Annotated in this window: 22 protein-coding genes; 9 read left to right on the plus strand and 13 right to left on the minus strand. The window is 40.2% G+C overall.

Translation table 11 applies throughout. From position 1 onward, the window contains the following. Positions 1-6 precede the first annotated feature (6 nt). Genes RZO55_RS19625 through pssD form a run of 4 tightly spaced genes read right to left on the minus strand, consistent with a single transcriptional unit; the run spans position 7 to position 3298 of the window. On the minus strand, positions 7-1170 hold the full coding sequence (locus tag RZO55_RS19625) for a Coenzyme F420 hydrogenase/dehydrogenase, beta subunit C-terminal domain (RefSeq protein ID WP_318065954.1): 1164 nt from the start codon (positions 1168-1170) through the stop codon (positions 7-9). Continuing rightward, positions 1170-2303, minus strand: coding sequence for a polysaccharide pyruvyl transferase family protein (locus RZO55_RS19630; RefSeq protein ID WP_318065955.1), 1134 nt, complete (start codon positions 2301-2303; stop codon positions 1170-1172). Before RZO55_RS19630 ends, RZO55_RS19625 begins: the two co-directional genes overlap by 1 nt. Positions 2304-2325: 22 nt before the next feature. Next, a complete protein-coding gene (locus RZO55_RS19635) occupies positions 2326-2820 on the minus strand; it encodes a glycosyltransferase (protein WP_318065956.1) in 495 nt (164 codons plus the stop codon). A 28-nt stretch (positions 2821-2848) separates the two neighbouring features. Next, entirely contained in the window at positions 2849-3298 is a 450-nt protein-coding gene (pssD, locus tag RZO55_RS19640; RefSeq protein WP_318065957.1) for a PssD/Cps14F family polysaccharide biosynthesis glycosyltransferase, read from the minus strand. Positions 3299-4434: 1136 nt separating this feature from the next. Here pssD and RZO55_RS25960 point away from each other — a divergent pair. From RZO55_RS25960 to RZO55_RS19650, 3 genes are all read left to right on the plus strand, one after another. After that, the gene (locus RZO55_RS25960; protein WP_369293237.1) at positions 4435-4614 is read left to right on the plus strand and encodes a DDE-type integrase/transposase/recombinase; all 180 of its coding nucleotides are present in this window, start codon (positions 4435-4437) and stop codon (positions 4612-4614) included. 348 nt (positions 4615-4962) lie between these two features. Further along, on the plus strand, positions 4963-6393 hold the full coding sequence (locus RZO55_RS19645; RefSeq protein ID WP_318065958.1) for a sugar transferase: 1431 nt from the start codon (positions 4963-4965) through the stop codon (positions 6391-6393). Between the two features lie 226 nt (positions 6394-6619). After that, positions 6620-6973 (plus strand): helix-turn-helix domain-containing protein, encoded by a 354-nt coding sequence (locus RZO55_RS19650; RefSeq protein WP_318065959.1) that lies wholly within the window; start codon positions 6620-6622, stop codon positions 6971-6973. A gap of 77 nt (positions 6974-7050) precedes the next feature. Here RZO55_RS19650 and RZO55_RS19655 read toward each other — a convergent pair whose 3' ends face one another. Both RZO55_RS19655 and RZO55_RS19660 read right to left on the minus strand, forming a co-directional pair. Continuing rightward, on the minus strand, positions 7051-7590 hold the full coding sequence (locus RZO55_RS19655) for an HD domain-containing protein (RefSeq protein WP_318065960.1): 540 nt from the start codon (positions 7588-7590) through the stop codon (positions 7051-7053). Between the two features lie 119 nt (positions 7591-7709). Beyond that, complete coding sequence (locus RZO55_RS19660; RefSeq protein ID WP_318065961.1) at positions 7710-7916, minus strand: hypothetical protein; 207 nt, start codon at positions 7914-7916, stop codon at positions 7710-7712. A 306-nt stretch (positions 7917-8222) separates the two neighbouring features. On the opposite strand from RZO55_RS19660, the gene RZO55_RS19665 reads away from it, so the two are divergent. Then, the gene (locus tag RZO55_RS19665; protein WP_318065962.1) at positions 8223-9053 is read left to right on the plus strand and encodes a hypothetical protein; all 831 of its coding nucleotides are present in this window, start codon (positions 8223-8225) and stop codon (positions 9051-9053) included. 62 nt (positions 9054-9115) lie between these two features. Here the strand turns inward: RZO55_RS19665 and malQ are convergent, their stop codons facing one another. Continuing rightward, on the minus strand, positions 9116-10594 hold the full coding sequence (gene malQ, locus RZO55_RS19670) for a 4-alpha-glucanotransferase (RefSeq protein ID WP_318065987.1): 1479 nt from the start codon (positions 10592-10594) through the stop codon (positions 9116-9118). Between the two features lie 237 nt (positions 10595-10831). Between malQ and RZO55_RS19675 the strand changes: the two genes are divergently transcribed. After that, positions 10832-11587, plus strand: coding sequence for an SIMPL domain-containing protein (locus RZO55_RS19675; protein WP_318065963.1), 756 nt, complete (start codon positions 10832-10834; stop codon positions 11585-11587). Between the two features lie 62 nt (positions 11588-11649). Here the strand turns inward: RZO55_RS19675 and RZO55_RS19680 are convergent, their stop codons facing one another. The 3 genes from RZO55_RS19680 to RZO55_RS19690 form a co-directional block, all read right to left on the minus strand. Further along, positions 11650-12564, minus strand: coding sequence for a mechanosensitive ion channel family protein (locus RZO55_RS19680; RefSeq protein WP_318065964.1), 915 nt, complete (start codon positions 12562-12564; stop codon positions 11650-11652). After that, positions 12561-14864: a 1,4-alpha-glucan branching protein GlgB gene (gene glgB / locus RZO55_RS19685; protein ID WP_318065965.1), complete on the minus strand. Its 2304-nt coding sequence runs from the start codon at positions 14862-14864 to the stop codon at positions 12561-12563. The genes RZO55_RS19680 and glgB overlap by 4 nt, the downstream gene beginning before the upstream one ends. A gap of 79 nt (positions 14865-14943) precedes the next feature. Then, complete coding sequence (locus RZO55_RS19690; protein WP_318065966.1) at positions 14944-15999, minus strand: DUF3810 domain-containing protein; 1056 nt, start codon at positions 15997-15999, stop codon at positions 14944-14946. A 176-nt stretch (positions 16000-16175) separates the two neighbouring features. Between RZO55_RS19690 and lepB the strand changes: the two genes are divergently transcribed. The 3 genes from lepB to RZO55_RS19705 all read left to right on the plus strand — a co-directional run bounded on the left by lepB (position 16176) and on the right by RZO55_RS19705 (position 18195). Beyond that, entirely contained in the window at positions 16176-16736 is a 561-nt protein-coding gene (lepB, locus tag RZO55_RS19695) for a signal peptidase I (protein ID WP_318065967.1), read from the plus strand. 90 nt (positions 16737-16826) lie between these two features. Next, on the plus strand, positions 16827-17822 hold the full coding sequence (locus RZO55_RS19700; protein ID WP_318065968.1) for a serine hydrolase domain-containing protein: 996 nt from the start codon (positions 16827-16829) through the stop codon (positions 17820-17822). Next, entirely contained in the window at positions 17812-18195 is a 384-nt protein-coding gene (locus tag RZO55_RS19705; protein WP_318065969.1) for a VOC family protein, read from the plus strand. The genes RZO55_RS19700 and RZO55_RS19705 overlap by 11 nt, the downstream gene beginning before the upstream one ends. A gap of 27 nt (positions 18196-18222) precedes the next feature. Here RZO55_RS19705 and rpiB read toward each other — a convergent pair whose 3' ends face one another. The 3 genes from rpiB to RZO55_RS19720 form a co-directional block, all read right to left on the minus strand. Further along, a complete protein-coding gene (gene rpiB, locus RZO55_RS19710; RefSeq protein WP_318065970.1) occupies positions 18223-18669 on the minus strand; it encodes a ribose 5-phosphate isomerase B in 447 nt (148 codons plus the stop codon). An 80-nt stretch (positions 18670-18749) separates the two neighbouring features. Beyond that, positions 18750-19862, minus strand: coding sequence for a chorismate synthase (gene aroC, locus RZO55_RS19715; protein ID WP_318065971.1), 1113 nt, complete (start codon positions 19860-19862; stop codon positions 18750-18752). 14 nt (positions 19863-19876) lie between these two features. Next, on the minus strand, positions 19877-20935 hold the full coding sequence (locus tag RZO55_RS19720; RefSeq protein ID WP_318065972.1) for a lactonase family protein: 1059 nt from the start codon (positions 20933-20935) through the stop codon (positions 19877-19879). 222 nt (positions 20936-21157) lie between these two features. Between RZO55_RS19720 and RZO55_RS19725 the strand changes: the two genes are divergently transcribed. After that, positions 21158-21691, plus strand: coding sequence for a helix-turn-helix domain-containing protein (locus RZO55_RS19725; RefSeq protein ID WP_318065973.1), 534 nt, complete (start codon positions 21158-21160; stop codon positions 21689-21691). Position 21692: the final 1 nt, after the last annotated feature.

Below are 21692 nucleotides of genomic sequence, written 5' to 3' on the forward strand. Positions count from 1 at the left end.
TTTCTCCTACCCTAAATATCGTTTTAACTTTGTCACAATTTTTTTTGGAACCATGCTCTTTATGCGTTCTTTTGCATTTAAACCCACCTGGATTTTTTCAATAAAGTGCACCTCATCAATCTCTTTATAGATTTTGTCTCGAATACTTCGTCTTGCTGTAGGTTGTATTAAGTTATGTTGCTTAACTAACACATCAGCCACTGCAACCGATATAATATCCGAGTCTAGTTTCATCCAATCAATCAGCTCATATCCCTTATCAGAATTTACAATCACTGATGATACTCCTAACGGAGATGAAAAATCCGGTTTGCACCTATCAATTCCCCAAAAATCTCCTACTGTCAAGTCTCCTGGTCTATTCATATTTGCATATCTGCACCGATAACAGCTTTCACGATAACAGTCTCCATCCATAAAGTATTTTCCATACTTGTCAAGTACTAATGTCTTTGTTCTTGTCTTAGTCTTTGTCTTTGTCTTTAACATGTATTGTGTTCCCCATCCACGCTTATCCTTTGCTCGAAAGTTGAAGGACTCTATGCGCTCTCCTAATTGTCTTTCTTGATATTCAAAATATTTTTTTAAGAATTTAGGAGATGGAACACCATGACAAATCAAATCAATGGTATAAAGATTTTTGTGATTTTTCCCAAGGAAAGCGTAAAGTCCTGCTATTTGACATGGTGTACCTGTAAAGAGAACTATCTTCCCCTCTTGTAATCTTTCCTTTGCTTTTGAAAATGCATCTTTCATATCGGACTGTACATACTTTGAGGATTGAAGCTTCTTTCGTCCTTCTTCATTCGTTATCTCAATGTGCTGTACTGCCAAATCCTCATTATATGCAGCACCATATACAACACCACCACGGCTCAACACTGCCCCAACTGCTGCATCGGATGCTCCACCAGAAGATGAACAAAAAATTCTATCCGTATCTAATTCTTTAAGAGCATAGGCTGCCAAAGGATCACGCACATCAGACCATGTTTGACTGACCGGACACTTTTTTAGGCAGATACCGCATTGGACGCACATACTGTCATTGACAACGGGATACAAAAATCCTTCTGCATTTTCTTCAATTGTAATACAATTCGGGGGGCAGGATTGCTCGCAGCTTCGACAACCAACACAATCCTGCCCAATCATAGTAATTGTAGACATTATTCATTTCCTCTTGGTATTTGTAATTCTAAATACTCTTGTGTTCTCTTCCGTTCTGCTTCAAGAATAAAATCGATCTTCGCATAATCGATTGGCCTATTCTGAATATTTGACAACTCTCTTATATCATAAATCAAACGACAGGAAAGATTTAATCGCATTAACAAATCTGTTAATTTTTCTTCATTACCATAGGATATCCCCACACTTTTGCGCACAAGAGTTGTAAACTGCCGTTTGGCAATAATAGAAAAAATTGTTCCGTGGAAAGTATCGGTGATGACTTCTTCTGCATTTATAAAATATGCCAGCACCTCAAATGGGGAGCAATCAATAAACCGGTCGGAACATTTCTGTACACCGCCGATTGCATATATTTTTAATTTTTTCTCTTTCGCATATTTCGAAATTAAATTTGCCTCTTCTGCTGAGATGCGTAGAGAATAGGCGTACAGAATAAGATATTTTTCCTTCGACGGGATTATCGGAATCAATTTACACTTTCCAATATAGTCGTATGCCAGAACTGGATCTAAATGATACTTAGGAGATTGTCCTATAAGTTGTCGAACCACTTTTGCTGAATTTTCATCTCTTACAGAAAGTGCCTCGAAATCTCTAAGCAAATTACCAATCTCATCCGTTTTTTTATACTGCTGGAGTTTCGCTTTTGTTGTATTACCAAAAGAAGCAGCGTATGAGATTACCTTCTTTGCGCGATTATCTTTTCCAAACAACTCTAACGAATAACCCACTTTAGGATTATGCTGGACACAGTTAAATACTTCATCACTCCCAACAATAAGAACATCCAGCTCTGGTGTGTAATTTGGAGTTGTAGTTAAATTCAAAATTGCGTGATATTTCTTTGCAAACTGTTTCTTATATAGAATAAACTGAATTTTTTGATTGAATGGTGCTTCGTAATTTATTGCTTCAAATGCCTTATATATTTTCCTTTTAAATCCAGTTCTTTGTTTGTTTTTTACTTCTACCAACGGAGCGCCAACCCGGTAATCTACGAATTGAACTTCATGTCCTAAATCCTCAAGCATTGCCTTTAAACCAAATGCTTGAAGAAAAGAGCCATAATTGACTATACGTTGCATTGAAAGAATACCTACTTTGGCCATTATGTTTTCTCCCTATTCCTTTTTAAAACATTTCTTTTACCATTTCTGCAAGTTGTATATTAAACTTATCATTATTGCTCTTTATTCCTGAAGGCATATCTGCAACAATTTTATCATAGTCTAAAATAATATTTTGTAGATCGTCTATCTCAATTATCGGAATAATCGTTCCCATGCTTTCTGCCACAGCTTTCGAAAAAGTCACCTGATGATCATTTACATGCTCGTCAAAAACTTTCTGTCTTGGCACTACTATTGGTGTCTTTCCGATCTGCAAAGGCATGATAAAGCTTGCTGGACCACCATGCGTAATAACAATCCTAGCATTAGCCACATTTTTAACCATGTCGTTATATGGGAGTAATTTACTCCACTTGCAGTACTTCGGCTCGTATGTACTGAAACCTGTCTGCATAATTACCTCTTCGGTAATCACACCAGCCCTTTTTAAATTATCTACATACATGATCAGTCGATTAAACGGCTGTTCATGTGTACCTACCGTAACAAATATCATCTCATTACTCCCATTCTCTTATCAATGTTCAGAATATGCTTCCCAGGTTTACGGCCTTCGGATACACCTTTTTCTCTTCTTCCCACTGGACGATAAACTTATCTACGATCGGATAAACCATCTTTCCAGACAACGTCGGTTTATCAATACGGTCAAAGACTTCAATGTAAATCAACTTTGCTCCGAGCAGCTTTCCAAGATAAAAAAAAGGAACCGAAACTGCAGCGCCAGAAGAAATAATCAAATCCGGTTTTTCCTTTCGAAGCACTTTCCATGCAACAAATGTGTTTCGAATTAAATTCTTAATATTACGGTTCGTTGGAAAATAGCAAGGGTACATTTTTTCACCCTCAAGCAGACTTCGGGCATCCTCTTTTTCGAAGGTCACCCAAAATCTATCTTTTTCTTTCCAAAATGGTTTTAACATATAGAGATGAGTAAGATGCCCACCGCTTGAACCAACTAAACATACCTTCACTTTTATCCCTCTTTCTAACTTTAATTTTCCAAGGTGACTTTGATATCCATATTCACACAGGTCTATCCGATACTTTCAGTGGCTATCTCTTTTTCGAAATCCGCATTCTCATAGCACCGTAAAATGTCTTCTGTGTCTATCAACTCTTCCATCGCTATATTTCCACAACCATATTTCTATACCCGTTTTCTTCACTAAACCAGTTGGGATAAACGCCTAAACTTCTTGCCTTTTTTTCGATAATAAAGTATTTGGGATAAAGCACCTTCTAAAAGCTTCGTCTTTTCTCTACCTCATTCATTCTTGCCTAAATCCTATAAAATCTTTGATTTTTACGCAGTTTTTTTAACCTGTTGACTTTATCACTATATTCAACCCTCTATCCAAATTGCAAAAAAGGATTGTCAACTTTTCTAGACAACTTTTTGTAATCATTCTATACTTCACTGAAGCCAGAGTGAATAATGAATCCTGTGGTTATTGGACCAGTTTACATAATCAATTAGTTCGATTAAGATAATGTAAGCTGAATGGAAGAAGTTCGTAAGCTCCGTCAGGAAAAGTTTGAACTTGAAAAGGAAAACGGCCTCTAAAAAACAGCGGCATTCTTTGCGGAGGAACTCGATTAGAGGCATATCAATTAATTGACGAATTAAGGATATCTATGGACTGAGATGGCTTCTGGGCCATATGAATATTCTTCCGAACGCTATTATAACTATCTAAAGACAGCTAAAGAAGAATACCGTCAGGAGAAAAAGAAAACATGTGATAAGATTCGTGAAATCTATCATAATTATAAACATAGGCAATCGTTTTATAAAGGCCTTCCTCGAAAGGGAACACATTTCTTACTCGAAGACTACTATTCATAAATATATGAATGGGGAAATGCACCTTTATTACATTCCTCGTTGTCGAAAGCCGAACTATAAAAAAGGAACTCCCAATAAGCTTTTCCCTAATCTTCTGAATCAGAATTCCGTCGTCAATGAGCCAATCGCGTCTGGTGCACAGACTTTACATATCTTTATCTTACAAATGGAAATTTCCGCTATAACTGCACAATCCTCGACCTTTATAACAGAAATGTTGTTGCGAGTTAAAATGGTAAATTCGTAACCATCGACCTTGCAATGAGAACGATTGATAAGGCTATCCATGCTCAGCACCGCGATGCTTCACAAATGATCCTTCACTCAGATCAGAGTGTCCAATTCACATCCATTGATTTCACAAGTTTCTGTGAGATGCGGGGAATTACGCAAAGTATGAGTCGTGCCGGAAAAATGAAATCATCAATACCCCAATTTTAATATCATAAAAGTCATTTCAAACAAGAGCCAAAAACCTATTATAATTATACATTTATAATAGGTGGTGTCAACATATTATAATAAAAATTAAGCCAATCATTCAGTGTTACAAATTTTCAAGAATTAATATCATATATTTATTAAATATAACTTCAATTTCATTGTAATAATTAAAAAGATTCAAAATTAAAATAAATACAACATATTTCCCTCACATTTTTTACAAATACAATTGACATTCCCCTCAATTAAAGTATAATATTATTACGTTTAAAATATATTTTATCGACATGTTTTAAACGTAAATTAAGTTTTTTTTAATAAGTTTTATTTAGGGGAGGTATTGAGATGTACAAGAAAATAAATAAAGGCTGGATAAAACATCTGGATTTCATTATTATCGATGCATTTTGTCTCCAGATAGCCTTCATAATATCATACATTTTTCGACAAAAAGTGAATGGACCATATATGGACCCCTTATATAGAAACATGATGTTATTCCTTCTTATGATACAATTTACTGTAACCTTTTTTCTTGAAAGTTTTAAGAACGTATTAAAACGAGGAATATACCAGGAATTTGTTGAATCAATAAAACATTGCCTGCTGGTAATCCTGGTAACATCATTCTTCTTCTTTCTTACTCAGACTGGGGAGCAATACTCCCGTATAATCTTACTTCTAACAGGATTACTATATTTTGTTCTTACATACTTCTCGAGACTTCTTTGGAAAAGACACCTTAAGTTATTAGGAATAAGCGGAAAAGGAAAGCGTTCCCTTCTAGTTGTAACATATTTTGAAATCGCGTCAGCCGTATTGGAAAATGTTATTTCCAATAATTATGGAGACTATCAGGTCTCTGGAATAGTAGTTATAGATAAAGATATGACTGGTCAGATGATAGATGGAATTCCCGTTGTTTCCAGTGAGTCTAAACTACTAGATTATGTATGCAGAGAATGGGTAGATCAGGTATTTATCAATCTCCCGCCCGGTGTTTTTCTACCCAAAAATGTTATGACTGGGTTCAATGAAATGGGTATTGCTGTTCATCAAAAATTAATTGACATAGCCATAACCAATACTCAAAAATGCAGAATAGAACGTTTAGGCGGATATGCAGTTCTTACCTCCAGTATCAATATGGCAAGTTCAAGACAACTGTTCTTAAAACGGGTAATGGATATCTCAGGCGGTTTGTTGGGCTGCATTATTACAATCTTTTTATTTTTAATTTTTGCACCCATGATATTTATCAAATCTCCTGGTCCGGTATTATTTTCTCAATACAGGGTCGGAAAGAATGGAAAGAAATTTAAGATCTATAAGTTCCGAAGCATGTACATGGACGCAGAGAAGCGAAAAGCAGAATTGCTTTGCCAGAACCGAATGAAAGACGGTATGATGTTTAAACTGGATAACGACCCTCGCATCATCGGAGGTGAACATGGCTTAGGTGGATTTATGAGGAAGTTTTCTATTGATGAATGGCCTCAGATGTGGAACGTTCTGAAGGGTGAAATGAGCCTTGTAGGGACAAGACCCCCCACATTAGACGAATGGGAAAAATACGAGTTACATCATAGAGCAAGATTATCAATCAAGCCTGGTTTAACTGGATTATGGCAAATCAGCGGACGCAGCAGTATAACCGATTTCGAAGAGGTCGTTAAATTAGACAAACAGTATATAACTGAATGGTGCTTTAAAAAAGATGTTGAAATCCTGCTTAAGACAATCGGTGTTGTCGTATATAGAGTTGGCGCTTTATAATTTTTAAAGTTTTATTCAATCAGATACGCTGGAATGACGGTAATATAACCGCTGTTATTCCAGCTTTTTTGTATGTTTATATTTCTAAAAATGATGAATGTATCATTTTGGTTACATTTTACACCTCTTTTCAATATACTTTCTCAGCAGGTGTTACCATTTTTTATGTTATATATAATAATTCTATGTTATAATATGGAATATTTTGGAAAGTATGGTGACAACAATGGCTAAGTACAACAGAATCGAAGTTGGTCAGCGAATCCGCAATCGCCGCATAAACATCGGGTTAACTCAGGAAGAGTTAGCCGAAAAAATAGGTCGTGCTTATAAATATTGCCAGGACATCGAACGCGGAACTTGCGGGATGTCCATTGATACGATGTTAAGTATTGCTTCAAGTCTTAATATATCTCTGGATTATTTGATTTATGGTAACGATGAGACAAAAAAAGAAACGGATACACTGCTGGAACAGCAGAAAGCCGTTATTGATATTCTGGGTCAATGCAGCAATAAAAAGAGACGTTATGCACTCGATCTATTGAAATTATTTATAAAGTTCAATGATAACAGGTAATACATGACTAAGATACCTCTTTATAGCTCTCCACCGACTTGGATTCTGGTACATAATGGCTCTTACATTCTAACCATTCACTCCCCTGCTCCAAATACTTGATCGCATAATGCCTTATATTCTTTATATGCAGTAAAGCTATCAAGCTCACTTAATCTTGCTGCAATAGTTGTATAATACCATGCATGCTGTAATTTATCTTTTTCATTAAAGCGCTGCCAGATTTCATCGCCCATAAGAAGATAATCCCTTGCTGTTGTCCGGAGATTACTGAGTTTGTCCGCCAAAACAAGAATCTTTACCTCTTTTGAAGCATGCTCCAAGTGCTTTAATGTAGCTCTTTTACGCTCTTTCCAACTTTTAGTTTTGTCTTCTGTTTCTTCCATGACCAGGTGTGCTACCCGGTACCCAAATTCTTCTTCCAACTGGTTTTCCGTCACACCAGCATCCTCTATTACATCATGAAGCAAAGCTGCACAGATCAATTCCTCATCATCAGTCATTAATGAAACAATAACAGCAGTTTCCAACGGATGTACGATATAGGGGATTTGACTTCCTTTACGATAAGTCCCCTCATGGCACTTAGTTGCAAATGAAACAGCTTTCTCCACCATATCTAATCTCCTCTCTTCTATCCTTAGATATATTAACACATAATGAGTTGATTTAATAGGCAGTATATCAAAAAAAGAGACAGGAGTGTCTCTTATTTTTATTAAGCGTTTCATCCAGGCTATAATTCAATACTTTTTAGATATAATTGCTGCAGGATAAAATCATTAATACGATTATTAATTTCCGACTTATTATTCAGACCAGCACAGATATCATAAAACGTATGTATGCTAACTTCAAAAATAACCTCTGTGTTCTCCTTCTTCTGCTCAAATCGAAATACTCCATCATCATATAACACGGTATAATCTTTATTCGTTTCCAACCTTCTTAAGCAATTTACAATGCTTTTCCTTCTTTGTAAACCAGAAAATAAATACCAGCTTTTGCTCATATTAACGTTTCACCTCCATACTTATATTATATGCCAAGTTTTTTTGAAAGATTGCATATATCGACCATCAAATTTCGATATTTTTTTCATGAATACCAATACTACTAAATTCCCCTTAAACACGACGTTTCGTAAGAATAAATTAAATTATTACGATTTATCAGATAAACTTGTAAGATCCCCCATTTTCTGCTATGCTATGTAACGGAATAATTATCAGGAGGAATTTGAATTCATATGAATCAGTATAACAATCAAACCAGACCGGAACGCCGCAGGACAAGCTCCGGATACCGGCGTAACAATGGAAAAAGCGGGTTTCTTTCGGTCCTTCTGTTTTATGTGCTTCCTTTCATCGTATTTAACGGACTCATTTTTTTACTGGTCACCTCCCGCCCCAAAGCAGAGGTCACTATTGATGAAAGCAGCGATTATATTACAACAACTATGGAATTAAAGGTTAAATCCCTTCTTCCCATAAAAACTATGGAAGTATCCTTAGACAGTACTCCCATAGAATTAATCAAAGCAGGCGGAAAAACGTACACAGCGAAGTTAACCAACAATGGTATGCTGGAAGTGAAACTGATTGGGCTTAACAAGATGAAAACGGTCATGTATGAACAGGTCAATATCCTGGACGATACCCCTCCTGCTATCAAAGATAAAGTTGTGGAGAACAGTATTCTTTCCTTCCGGCTGGAGGACACCCAGTCTGGTGTGGATTATTCTTCTATCTCTGCATCAGATGAGGATAAAACAGATATTCTTCCTCTTTCGATTGACCGCAGTACCGGACTTGTGACTTTTGAGATTGAAAAAGAAAACATTACCATAACTGCTAAGGATAAGATCGGCAATGAACTTCATGTTACCTTTACACCTGAGGGAGAAAGTTTCGAAGAGGCGGAAATGGAAAGTGAAGAATCGCAGGAAACTGCAGAATCAGAAGAAATAAAAGAATCAGAAAAAACAAAAGAAACAAAAGAATCAGTTAAAAATACAGATACCACAAAATCAACAACAAAAGTAAATACATCAAAAACAAATACAACAAAGAAAAAATAAGTTATATTAGAACGGCTAAAGCCGGATCCGTGTTATTCCTGGACATACACGGATCCGGCTTTTTATTTTCTTCCATATAACAATGCCAATTCTCTGCATCGATCCATAAGATCAGAAGTTATCTCCCCCTGCTTCAAACGCCACTTCCAGTTGTTTCCCAGCGTAGACGGCTCATTAATTCTACCGTTTCTGCCTGTTCCCAGATAGTCCTGAACCGGAATAACGGCTAGATCTGCCACACTCGCCAGAGCAAGCCGGATAAAGTCCCAGTGGATCTCTTCCGCAGGAGTGTTCCAGTTATTTAAATACCTCCGGCTGAAATCCCGGTCTGCTTCAGAGATATCCTCATACCAGCTTCTTAAGGTCTGGTTATCGTGGGTACCAGTATATACCACGCAGTTATTCGTATAATTGTGGGGCAGATAAATACTCTCTCCATTGGCATCAAAGGCAAACTCTAAAACCTTCATACCGGGAAAACCGGTTTCTGAAAGCAGATTCAGCACCGACGGTGTCAGAAAACCAAGATCTTCTGCAATGATATCAAGGTCTTTAAACCGCTCCCTGAAACTTTTAAACAAATCAATACCAGGACCCTTCTCCCATGTACCGACCATGGCATCTTCTCTGCCTGCAGGCACACGGTAATATTCGTCAAATCCCCTGAAATGATCTATCCGGACCGTATCATATAACCGGAAGCTGTATTCCAGACGTTTCAGCCACCACTCATACCCTGTCTCCTTATGATAATCCCAGCGGTATAGGGGATTTCCCCACAGCTGTCCGGTGGCTGAGAATGCATCAGGAGGGCAGCCGGCCACTGCCTCCGGATATCCGCTTTCATCGAACTGAAAAAGTTCCGGATGGCTCCAGGCATCGGCGCTGTCAAATGCCACATAAATGGGCAGATCTCCGATAATCCGGATCCCCTGTCCGGCTGCATAGGACTTTAATTTTTCCCACTGTTCCCAGAACTTTATCTGCAGGAAGATATAAAAGCCAGTTTCATCAGCAAGCGCAGCCTTATAATGTTCTACAGCAGTGTCTTTTTTCAGGCGGATATCCTCATCCCATTCGATCCAGCTCTTACCTTGAAAATGATCCTTTAATGCCATATAAAAACAATACCATACTGTTTCCTCATTAAGGTCTGCCTGAACATCTTTTACAGAATCCCCCTTCGCTTTCCAGGCACCATAGGCCTGTTTTAATAAAGGGTAACGGCATTCATACAATTTTTCATAATTAACCGAAGAAGCATCGTCTCCGAAATCTGCTAAGTCACACTGCTCCCTGGTAAGCAGTTCTTCCCTGACCAGTTCTTCCAGATCAATAAAATAGGGATTTCCTGCAAAAGAGGAAAAGGACTGGTAAGGGGAATCCCCATAACCTGTGGGCCCAAGCGGCAGAATCTGCCAGTAATGCTGTCCTGCTTTTTTTAGCAAATCAATCCATTCATAAGCCTCTTTAGAAAACGCTCCGATCCCGTACTTAGACGGCAGGCTCGAAACCGGAAGCAACATCCCGCATTTGCGCATAACCCAGTCTCCTTTATCCATAAAATCTACTGTTATTTCCACAATTGTATGAATTAACAATAGCATAAAGCCACAGGATTGACAACCATTGCCTTTCCAGGATTATTTTGTAAACAAATCCTAGGAATTTTGACCCGGAATGTTAAGAGAAAAGAAATACTAATTTTTCCATTTTCCTGTAGAATAAAGAGGTGACAACAAATGCAGCAACTACTGCAATAATAGGAGGATTCAATTATGAGAAAAATAAATAAACCACTGGCTGCCGCTGCTGCCGCTGCCGCAGTTCTCGGCTTAACCGCCTGCACCCAGACCACCGGTGCTTCTGCCCCTGCTCCTCAGGCGGTTGTAAACACACAGAATCAATCGAACATAGAGGTACAAAGTGAGGAGGAAGTAAAAGTTGTTCCGGACAAAGCAGAAGTCAGCTTTGCAGTTCTTTCCCAGGCTGCAGATCCTAAATCAGTTCAGGATTTAAACAGCACTGATGTTGATAAAGTAATCAGCTTTTTAAAAAGCACCGGCATTGATGAAAAATCCATCCAGACCTCTAATTTGGGTCTTCAGCCCATTTATGACTGGGATGACGGACAAAAGATAACCGGATATGAGATGCGTACTGGTATCATTGTGTCAGATATTCCCATGGATCAGGTAGGCACTCTTATTTCTTCTTCCATTGATGCAGGGATCAACAATATTAACCAGATATCTTACATGTCCAGTAAATATGATGAATCCTATCAGGAGGCATTAAAAAAGGCTGTTGAGACCTCAAAAGTGAAAGCGGAGGCGATAGCCGCTGCAAGCGGAAGATCTCTTGGTGAAGTTACCAATGTGCAGGAGATCAGTTCTTACAATGAGAACCGTTATACCACTTATGATGCAGACTCTTCCAGAGGTTCCCTTGAGGCAGGCGCAAAACAAATTGCTATTGAGCCTGGTCAGATCAGCGTAACAGCACAGGTTACCGTAACTTACAGTCTCAAATAAATAAAGGCTGCTGTAGAATGCCACTGAAACATATCAGGAAGCATTTTACAGCAGCTTTCTTTTTATTTCCCACCGTCTTTAATATGAACATCCAGCTGGCTGTATGGGATTTCGATGCCCGCTTCTTCAAACTCCAGCTTAATTCTTTCTAAAATTTCCCACCTGGCTGTCCAGTAATCCTCCACGGCTGTCCAGCCTCTTCCTCCCAGAGTTACCGAACTGTCAGCCAAATCACTGACAAAGATATCAACCGGCTCATCCTTTTTCACCTGTGGCTGGCTGTCAAAGATGGACTGCAAAAGCATCTTTGCCTTCTTTAAATCGGCATCATAACTGATCCCAACCAGAATATCCAGCCTGCGCTTGTCCATGGCTGTTACATTGGTAAGCGGGGAATTGGCAAGTGTTCCATTGGGAATTACCACCTGCTTATTATCCGGAGTGGTAAGAACCGTATAGACCAGACCGATGGTATGGACCGTACCTTCACCTGACTGTGAAACAATATAGTCTCCCACACGGAAGGGGTTCATGAGAAGTATCAGTACTCCGCCTGCAAAATTAGCCAGGCTTCCCTGAACAGCCAGACCAATGGCAATACTGGCCGAACCGAGAAGTGCCACGATGGATGCGGAATTTACTCCAATCTGACCTGCAATTATAAATGCCAGAAGGCAGTACATTACTGCATTGGTAACAGAAAGCAGAAATTTTCTTACGCTGACCTCCATATCCACCCGCCTGAAGGAACGGTTCAGCATACTATAAAACAGCTTAATTATTCTGGAACCAATGAAAAAAATCATAAGTGCCAGTAAGAGTTTAATGCCAAATGCAAGGATGGATGGCATCCACCCCCTCATTGTCTCCATTAATACATTGGGTTTTAACTGTTCTAAATTATCCTGTACCTCCTGCAGAGCTGCCAGCGATTCCTGAGGTACAGAGGCTGTACTAGTATTTAAGTAAAATATCATACCGGATTCTCCTGTTTTATATTCTTAACTTTTTTTATTTTCACTCGTTTTGTAGTTTTTACTTTTACGGGCGTACAGGAAAAAACTGCTGTACTGAGGGGAGCTACCGTGATTTCGATGGAATTTTCCCGTTCGTCTGCTTCTTTCTTTTTGGATATCTTTACCCTCTTATTCTGGTATCCTTCTCCTCCAAACGCTATATCGCTGCTGTTAATCAACTCCTTGTATTTTCCCTCAAAGGGGACACCTACCGAATATTTCTCATGAAGTACTGTATCAAAATTACAGATGAAAAGAAGTGTTTCTCTCTTCTTCTTAGTCTTTCTTAAAAATACAAGAATGCTGTCTGAGGAGTTGGAGCATTCAATCCATTCAAATCCATCGGGGTCGTAATCAGACACATAGAGAGCCGGCTGGTTTAAGTAAAGATGATTCAGAGCTTTCACATAATCCCGCAGCTGACTGTGTATTGACTCATCCAAAAGTTCCCAGTCCAGGCTTCTGTTCTCATCCCATTCCCGAAGCTGACCGAACTCCTGTCCCATAAACAACAGCTTTTTCCCCGGATGACCTGCCATAAAACCATACGCAGCCCTTAGATTCGCAGCCTTCTTCTCTATCGTATCTCCCGGCATCTTATTAATCATAGATCCTTTTAAATGAACCACCTCATCATGAGAGAATACAAGAATAAAGTCTTCACTGTAAGCATACAGAAGGCTGAAGGTCAGTTCCCCATAATGGTGCTTTCTGAAATAAGGATCGCACTGCATATAGCCGGTAAAATCATTCATCCAGCCCATATTCCATTTAAAATCAAAACCAAGCCCGCCTTCTTTTACGCTTTCTGTAACTCTGGGCCAGGCGGTAGACTCCTCCGCAATGAGTACTGCACCATCTTTCCTGCTCTTAAAAACGGAATTTAAATGTTTTAAAAATTCCACTGCTTCCAGACTCTCATTCCCTCCATATAGATTGGGAATCCATTCCCCCGGATCTTTCCCGTAATCCAGATACAGCATGGAAGCCACCGCATCCATGCGGATGCCGTCTGCATGGTATTTCTCCACCCAGTACAGAGCATTGGCGATTAGGAAATTGGTCACCTGAGGACGACCATAATTGTATATCAGCGTGCCCCAGTGGGGATGAGCTCCCTGTCTTGGGTCCTTGTGTTCATAAACACAGGTGCCGTCAAAGCAGGCCAAACCAAAGCTGTCTCTTGGAAAATGAGCCGGAACCCAGTCTAAAATAACACCAATACCTTCCTGGTGTAAAAGATCTACAAAAAACTTAAAATCATCAGGAGTTCCAAAGCGGCTGGTAGGTGCATAGTAGCCAGTTACCTGATATCCCCAGGAAGCATCCAGAGGGTGCTCCATCACCGGAAGCAGTTCTACATGGGTATAGCCCATTTCTTTTACATAAGGAACCAGTTTCTTTCCAATCTCCCGGTAATTGAGGAATTCCGAGCCATTCATAAGTGTCCCTTCCTCATCATAATCCGGCTCTTTGCGAAGCCATGATCCCAAATGAACCTCATAGATGGAAAATGGTTCCCTGTCAAGATGAACAGAGGCTCTTTTTTTCATCCACGCGTCATCGCTCCATCTATACTGATTGATATCCCATATGACGGAAGCATTGCCCGGCCGCAGCTCACTAAACCCACCATAAGGGTCACTTTTCAGCTGAACTGCTCCGCCCCTTGCCTTTATCTCATATTTATAAATCATTCCTGGATGTAAACCTGGTATAAATAATTCAAAAATTCCGGAATCCCCCAGCCTTCTCATCGGGTGCCGCCTGCCATCCCACAGGTTAAAATCACCCACAACACTGACTCTCATGGCACAAGGTGCCCAGACAGAGAAGGTAACGCCTTCCGTGTCCCTGATTGTCATAGAGTGTGCTCCCATTTTATCGAATATGCTGTAATGAATTCCGGAACTGAACTTCTTAATGTCTGTATCTGTATAACAGGATTCAAAACTGTAAGGATCGAAAAGTTCCTCTGTGGTATCGTTATCATAGGTAACCTGATAAACATAGGCAACTTTCGTTTTCTCCGGCAAAAGCACCGCAAAAAATCCGGCATCATCTGCCCGCTCCATGGGATAGAGTCTGCCGTCGTTGATTACCTTTACCGTAATCGCTGCAGCCGTAGGTATAAATGCCTGAATCAGCAGCCCTGCTCCTGTTACATGGGGCCCCAACAGCCGGTGCGGTTTTGCCGCTTCCGAATAAACAATTTCTTCAATACCTGCCCAATCCATTAACCCGTATAAAGTTTTATCCATATCTGGCTCCTCCCGCTTTTTTGATTCTGTATTATAATTTTATCAAAGCAGAGAGTATTTTTCAATAGATTCCAAAGCCTTAACGTTCCTTTGTTCTGTCATAAGCAAGCATTAAGTCCACCATTCTGCCATAGCTTTTTACTCCGTCGGACTGGCTGTTCATTTTTAAATAGGTATTATTCATCTGATTTGCAACCTCAGCGGCTTTGCCCTCATACCGCCTCCAGAATTCGTTATTATGTCTTAAATCCTCCCATGCCCTCTGATCCAGAAGATGACAGATCTCCTGATATGCAATGGCATCGGTCTTCGCCAATGCGTTAGTCGCATAAACCCAGCCGGTTAAATATCCGCTGTAACGAAACGCTTCATTATCTGAACCAATACATGCTAAATATCCAATAAAATTCGCCTCATCTTCTCGCATAAACCCTCTTAAATGAGAAAGTTCATGGCAGACAGTATGGGGAATATTGTAATCCGGCATAAATCGGTTATAAGTCGCCTCTACGGTAAAAGGCATATACTGACCGCAGAGCTGCTGAATGCTGAAATACTGAGATATTAAAAACGGTTTGGGCTGAGGATAATATCCGGATAAGGCCTGATAAGTTTCTCCCAGCTTCTGCATCGCTTTCACGCTTTCTGATTTCACAAGACCGGCGTCCAGATGTTCATTAACCCCAGCTTCACTCAAACCATTCACAATCAAGGTCAGCTGCAGACAAAGACTCTTCAGCTCCTCTGAAGAAGATTTCTTTACTTCCAGACCGGAAGTTTTTGAAAATGGTGTTCTGTAATAATTAATTCCACAGTGAAAGGTGAAAAGGAAAAACAGACATGCAATCAGAAACAATCCCCTGATCAGAAGACGTTTTCCCTCTCTGATGTGTCTGATTCCATATAAAACACAGTAAAAAAGCAGCACATAGGCTGAAAACTCTACAACTGCAAAGGGAAATAATCCGGAAAATCTGCCGATGCTTCCCACAATCAGCGGATAAACAAATTTCGCATACAAATTACCAAATCCCGGAACTGTCCGGGCTAGAGTCTGAGCTCCAAGTGACAGGATAAGTAAAACTGCAGAACCAGTAATGTACCTTCTTTCTGTATTTTGTCCATTTTTTCCCATATCTAGTACCCCTTAGATGTGATTGTTTATATATTAAGAATTTTATCATAATATTATGGACAAACCGTGAATCTTTGTGAATATTTTCTTACCATTTTGTGAAACCCCTTGCACATTTTACCAAACTCATTTAAAATTTGATTCAGAACTAAGAAGAAAGCAAAGAAGAGAAGCATATGAAAAGAGAAGAAAACATGCCACAGGAACCATTTAACTGGAAGGAAGAGATCATCAGCTGGATCAAGATTATTATTACAGCTGCCGTTATTGCTTTTCTGCTGAATAATTTTATAATTGCAAACAGCAGAGTACCCAGCGGTTCAATGGAGAAGACCATTATGACCGGCGACCGGGTGATCGGTTCAAGATTATCTTATTATTTTGAGGATCCTGAACGGGGCGATATTGTTATTTTCCATTTTCCTGACGATACTACAGGAAAAACATACTATGTAAAGCGTATCATAGGACTTCCAGGTGATACCGTCGATATCAGAAACGGAAAGGTTTATATTAACAATTCCGAAACTCCTCTTGAGGAGCCGTATCTGCCGGAACCCATGGAGCCTGAGCCGGACGCTCATTTCGAGGTGCCTGATGATTCTTACTTCATGCTGGGCGACAACCGTAATTATTCTGCTGACGCAAGAAGATGGAAGAATAAGTATGTGAAAAAGAAAAAGATTATTGCAAAAGTGCTGTTCCGCTACTTCCCGTCAATTAAGAAACTTCATTAGACAGCGGGCTGAACGAATCCGGGTATAATCCCGTTTTCCTTCAGCCCGTTTACTATTATTAAGAAAAATACTACAGAAAAGGGAATTTATATGGATATTGAAAAAATAATTCCAACCGGCTTTAGCGGTTGTGTTTCCATTTGCCAAAAAGAAAGAATCCTGTATCAGAAAGCATATGGATATGCCGATCTTCCCAATAAAGTCTTAAATCATATGGATACCAGATTTGCAACAGCCTCTGCCGGAAAGGTATTTGTGGCGGTGGGTATCCTGGAGCTGGTGGAACAGGGAAAGCTTCATCTGGAAGACACCATCGGAGCATTATTGGATCTTGACTGGGAGCAGATTGACACTGAAATCACAGTCGAAGAGCTCCTCACCCATACCTCCGGGATACCTGACTATTTTGATGAATCAGTCATGACAGAGTATGAAGACTTGTGGGTTGATTTCCCAAATTATAGAATCCGCTCCAATAAAGATCTGCTTCCCCTCTTTATTCACAAAATGATGATGTATCCAAAAGGAAGCAGATTTCAATACAATAATACTGGTTTTGTTGTGTTAGCAATGATTCTTGAGCAGATAACAGGAATGGAATTTGACAAGTATTTGGAGAACTCTATATTTGTCCCATGCAATATGGCAGATACTGGATATTATGAGCTGGACAGACTGCCTGCCAGGTGCGCTGCTAATTACATATTTGGCAGGGAAAGAAATGACTTCCGCACGAATATATATAGTGTAGATGCCAAAGGCACCGGTGCAGGAGGCGCTTTTACAACAATCGGAGATATCCGTTTATTCTGGAAAAATCTTCTGTCTTATAAGCTGATCTCTCCTGCCATGACGGAAAACATGCTGTCCAGACACAGCGGTAAAAGCCAGTGTTATGGCTATGGAATCTGGCTGAAAAAGGCAGGAAATAATTACAATCCTTATTTCCAGGGCTGTGATCCGGGCGTGAGCTTCATTTCTTCTTTTGACAGGGAAAAACAGATTCTGATAACGTTAGTAAGCAATTATGGAGACAATGTATGGAAGCTGAAAAGAGAAATTGAGGGGGTACAAAATGAAAATTGAACATATTGCCATGTATGTGAATGATTTAGAAAAGGTGAAAGAATTTTTTATTATCTATTTTAATGGAAAAGCTAATGACGGTTATTATAATTCCAAAACTGGCTTCCGTTCTTATTTTCTAACCTTTGAAGACGGCTGCAGGTTGGAAATCATGAACAAAACTGCTATGGAAGATCCACAAAAAACACTCAACCGCACTGGTTTTATCCACATTGCCTTCAGTGTTGGAACCAGAGAAAACGTTGACCTGCTCACCAGCAGGCTGAGACAGGATGGCTACGAAGTGATCAGCGGCCCGCGGACAACCGGTGACGGATATTACGAAAGCTGTATCATTGGTCTGGAAGGGAATCAGATTGAAATAACCATCTGATTCCCTGCCAGAAACCTGTTCAGTCCGCTATTCGTTTCTTTTTTCGATATCCATAATCAAATCTACACGGCGCTGATGTCTTCCACCTTCGTATTTCGCATCCAGCCACTCCTCCGTAATCATCTTTGCCAGCTCCACGCCTACGACTCTGGCGCCAAAGCAAAGGACATTGGAATCGTTATGCATTCTGGAAAGCTTCGCTGTATATGGTTCACTGCAGACACAGGCACGGATTCCCTTAACTTTATTGCAGGCAAGAGAGATACCAACTCCGGTTCCGCAGATTGCAATACCTAAATCTGCCTTTCCATCTGCAACTGCACGGCCTACCTTCTCACCATATTCCGGATAATCGCAGCTTTCTGTGGAATTGGTTCCAAAGTCAATCACTTCATAACCTTTGCTTTCCACAAATTCTTTAATCGCTTCTTTCATCTCTATCGCTGTATGATCATTTCCCATTGCAATCTTCATTGTCGTTCTCCTGTTTCTATTCAAATAAGTCAGTAATATATCCGGCATTTAACATAGCATAAATACCGGATATAATCAAGTTATTCTGTCTCTTTGCCATAAAAGGATACAATCCGGTCCATTCTGGCAGATAAATTGGCAAGCAGTAAATCAACGGTTGTAAGGGCAGCCATTGCTTCTACCACCACCACTGCGCGGGGCACCACAATCGGATCGTGGCGTCCTTTGATTTCGATCTGCGTTTCTTCGCCATGTCTGGTAACTGTCTTCTGAGGCTGAGCAATGGAGGGCGTCGGTTTAAAAGCAGCACGGAATACCACGGAGGACCCATCGCTGATCCCTCCCAGAACACCTCCGGCATGGTTGGTCACCTTCTCAGCCCTGCCATCTGCACCTATGCAAAATCCGTCATTATTCTCAGATCCCAAGGTGCGGGAAGCGAAAAAACCATCACCGATTTCAAAACCTTTGACTGCCCCGATTGACATAACCGCTTTTGCAAGTGACGCATCGTATTTATCAAAAACAGGATTACCGATTCCAGCAGGCACACCATCGATGACACACTCCACCACGCCCCCTGCAGAATCTTTTCTACCCATCATCTCTTCCAGATACTGCTCTGCCAGATGACATGTCTCCGGGTCAGGCATATAAAGGCGGTTTTTATCCCGTTCATTTAAATCAAAATTCTCTTTTTTTACTTCATACGGTCCCACAGATCTGGTATAAGCCGTCACCGTGATCCCCAGACTCTTTAAAAAACAGGCAGCTATGGCACCTGCCGCAACTCTTCCAATGGTTTCTCTGCCTGAGGAACGCCCGCCTCCCCGGTAATCCCGGAAACCATATTTTTCATCAAAGGTATAATCTGCATGACCTGGCCGGTATACTTCCATAATATTACCGTAATCCTTAGAGCGCTGGTCCGTATTCCAGACAACCATTGAGATTGGTGTTCCGGTAGTCTTTCCTTCAAAAACACCGGACAAGATCTCCACCTGATCCCCTTCGTTTCGCTTTGTGGTAAATTTACTCTGTCCGGGTTTTCTCCTGTCAAGAAAACACTGAATATCCTTTTCTTCCAGCGGAAGACCGGCAGGGCAGCCATCCACTACCACACCGATTCCTTTTCCGTGAGATTCTCCCCATGTTGTAATTTTAAATATTGTGCCAAGTGTGGATCCCGCCATAGTTGTCTCTCCTTTTATTTGCTGACCTGTACGATTACACAGCTGTTGGGTTCATTAACTTTTAATTCTTTTCCGTTCATAATTAAAAGTCCTTTCTCGTAATCCACCGCAAAGAAAGTGATGCTTCCAGTCTCATGGTTAATGGAAGCGATATGCCTGTCATCCGGGAATACACAGAGGTCTTTTGGATAGCTTCCGCTGATTGGAAGACAGCACAAATAGCTCAGCAGACCCGTCTTCGGATCACGGTCATATACCGTAACCGTATTATCTCCTGCATTGGAGCAAAACATGTGCTTTTCATCGTTGGAAAGACGCATGGCACTTGCTGAGGTCAGTTGTGTCAAAGGTTTAGGTCCTGTGGTTTGAATGGTCTGAATCTTTTCAGTTCTGGGCTGGCGCTCCCCTGTCTCATAGGTAAATACTTCGATTACATTCTTAAGTTCATGAATCAGATAGAAGAACTTACCGTCAGAACTGAACCGGAAGCATCTGGGGGCGGACTCCAATTCACTTCTAATGGCATCAACCAGCTGCAGTTCTTCGTCCTTTTCATCAAAATGATAGATCTTAACCTGATCGATTCCCAGGTCAGCAACCATAATGAATTTTCCATCCGGTGTACGTCTGGAACAGCTTACATGAGGGCGGAAATTTCTCTCTGCAACGCTGCCCAGTCCTTTATGGAACACTCCGGTTACGATCTCACCTACGGAACCGTCGTCATTTAAACGCAGTATGGTACATTTTCCATCATGATAGCCGGATACAAAAATATATTTATCATCTTTATCCGCAGATAAATGGCAGCCTCTCATCCCTTTAATATTAGCAGTATTCATTCTTGTTATGGAACCATTCTCATGTATTCTAAAGGACACAACACCTTCATCCGCTATGGAATAAAGTGTCTTTCCATCATTGGAGGCAACAACATAGGAAGAATTGTCAACTTCAACCTCACATCTGGGAATAAATCGACCCTTTTTAACGTCAACATCATACACAGTGATACCCTTGGCCTGTCCATTGTAGGAATAGGAACCTACATATGCCATATATTTACCTGTCATAACAATTTTCCTCCTCGAATCATCCTTGTATAAACTAGAAATATCATATCATAAGTTTCCCTGTTTGTTAAGGAAAAACTTCCCTAAAAACTATTGACATACATGGAAAATCCAGTATAATGAATCTTGCTGCATGTTTATTATTACTAAACTTTATAGTTATATTTATCGTCAGTTAGTATAAGTAAACTTTCGGCTTAACATAATAAGGAGGAGGAGCACATGGATATCGGTACAAAATTAAAGGAGCTGCGTATTTTAAAAGGACTGACTCAGGAAGAACTGGCTGACCGCGCGGAGCTCTCAAAGGGATTTATATCTCAGCTGGAAAGGGATTTAACCTCCCCATCCATTGCGACTCTTATGGATATTTTGCAGTGCCTTGGGACCTCCATCGGAGAATTTTTCAATGAAACCATAGAGGAGCAGATTGTCTTCGGAAACTCTGATTATTTTGAAAAACACGATGCTGATTTGAAAAATGATATTAAATGGATCATACCAAATGCACAGAAAAATATGATGGAACCTATCCTGCTGACTCTGGAAGCAGGGGGGCAGACTTACCCGGACAATCCTCATGAGGGGGAAGAATTCGGATATGTGCTGCATGGAAACATTTCCATTCATATAGGAACGAAAACATATAAAGCAAAAAAAGGGGAATCCTTTTACTTTATACCAGATAAAAAACATTATTTAAGCAGCAAGGCAGGTGCTTCCTTAATCTGGGTAAGTTCACCTCCAAGCTTTTAAC

Origin of the sequence: Clostridium boliviensis (assembly GCF_033342255.1) — a bacterium.
GTDB classification, from domain to species: Bacteria; Bacillota; Clostridia; order Lachnospirales; family Lachnospiraceae; genus Lacrimispora; species Lacrimispora boliviensis.

Excerpts from the sequence above, each read along its gene's own strand:
- RZO55_RS19625 (WP_318065954.1), bottom strand. The coding sequence starts at position 1,170 with ATGTCTACAATTACTATGATTGGGCAGGATTGTGTTGGTTGTCGAAGC.
- RZO55_RS19630 (WP_318065955.1), bottom strand. The coding sequence starts at position 2,303 with ATGGCCAAAGTAGGTATTCTTTCAATGCAACGTATAGTCAATTATGGC.
- RZO55_RS19635 (WP_318065956.1), bottom strand. The coding sequence starts at position 2,820 with ATGATATTTGTTACGGTAGGTACACATGAACAGCCGTTTAATCGACTG.
- RZO55_RS25960 (WP_369293237.1), top strand. The coding sequence starts at position 4,435 with ATGAGAACGATTGATAAGGCTATCCATGCTCAGCACCGCGATGCTTCA.
- RZO55_RS19645 (WP_318065958.1), top strand. The coding sequence starts at position 4,963 with ATGTACAAGAAAATAAATAAAGGCTGGATAAAACATCTGGATTTCATT.
- RZO55_RS19650 (WP_318065959.1), top strand. The coding sequence starts at position 6,620 with ATGGCTAAGTACAACAGAATCGAAGTTGGTCAGCGAATCCGCAATCGC.
- RZO55_RS19655 (WP_318065960.1), bottom strand. The coding sequence starts at position 7,590 with ATGGTGGAGAAAGCTGTTTCATTTGCAACTAAGTGCCATGAGGGGACT.
- RZO55_RS19665 (WP_318065962.1), top strand. The coding sequence starts at position 8,223 with ATGAATCAGTATAACAATCAAACCAGACCGGAACGCCGCAGGACAAGC.
- malQ (WP_318065987.1), bottom strand. The coding sequence starts at position 10,594 with ATGCGCAAATGCGGGATGTTGCTTCCGGTTTCGAGCCTGCCGTCTAAG.
- RZO55_RS19675 (WP_318065963.1), top strand. The coding sequence starts at position 10,832 with ATGAGAAAAATAAATAAACCACTGGCTGCCGCTGCTGCCGCTGCCGCA.
- RZO55_RS19680 (WP_318065964.1), bottom strand. The coding sequence starts at position 12,564 with ATGATATTTTACTTAAATACTAGTACAGCCTCTGTACCTCAGGAATCG.
- glgB (WP_318065965.1), bottom strand. The coding sequence starts at position 14,864 with ATGGATAAAACTTTATACGGGTTAATGGATTGGGCAGGTATTGAAGAA.
- RZO55_RS19690 (WP_318065966.1), bottom strand. The coding sequence starts at position 15,999 with ATGGGAAAAAATGGACAAAATACAGAAAGAAGGTACATTACTGGTTCT.
- lepB (WP_318065967.1), top strand. The coding sequence starts at position 16,176 with ATGAAAAGAGAAGAAAACATGCCACAGGAACCATTTAACTGGAAGGAA.
- RZO55_RS19700 (WP_318065968.1), top strand. The coding sequence starts at position 16,827 with ATGGATATTGAAAAAATAATTCCAACCGGCTTTAGCGGTTGTGTTTCC.
- RZO55_RS19705 (WP_318065969.1), top strand. The coding sequence starts at position 17,812 with ATGAAAATTGAACATATTGCCATGTATGTGAATGATTTAGAAAAGGTG.
- rpiB (WP_318065970.1), bottom strand. The coding sequence starts at position 18,669 with ATGAAGATTGCAATGGGAAATGATCATACAGCGATAGAGATGAAAGAA.
- aroC (WP_318065971.1), bottom strand. The coding sequence starts at position 19,862 with ATGGCGGGATCCACACTTGGCACAATATTTAAAATTACAACATGGGGA.
- RZO55_RS19720 (WP_318065972.1), bottom strand. The coding sequence starts at position 20,935 with ATGACAGGTAAATATATGGCATATGTAGGTTCCTATTCCTACAATGGA.
- RZO55_RS19725 (WP_318065973.1), top strand. The coding sequence starts at position 21,158 with ATGGATATCGGTACAAAATTAAAGGAGCTGCGTATTTTAAAAGGACTG.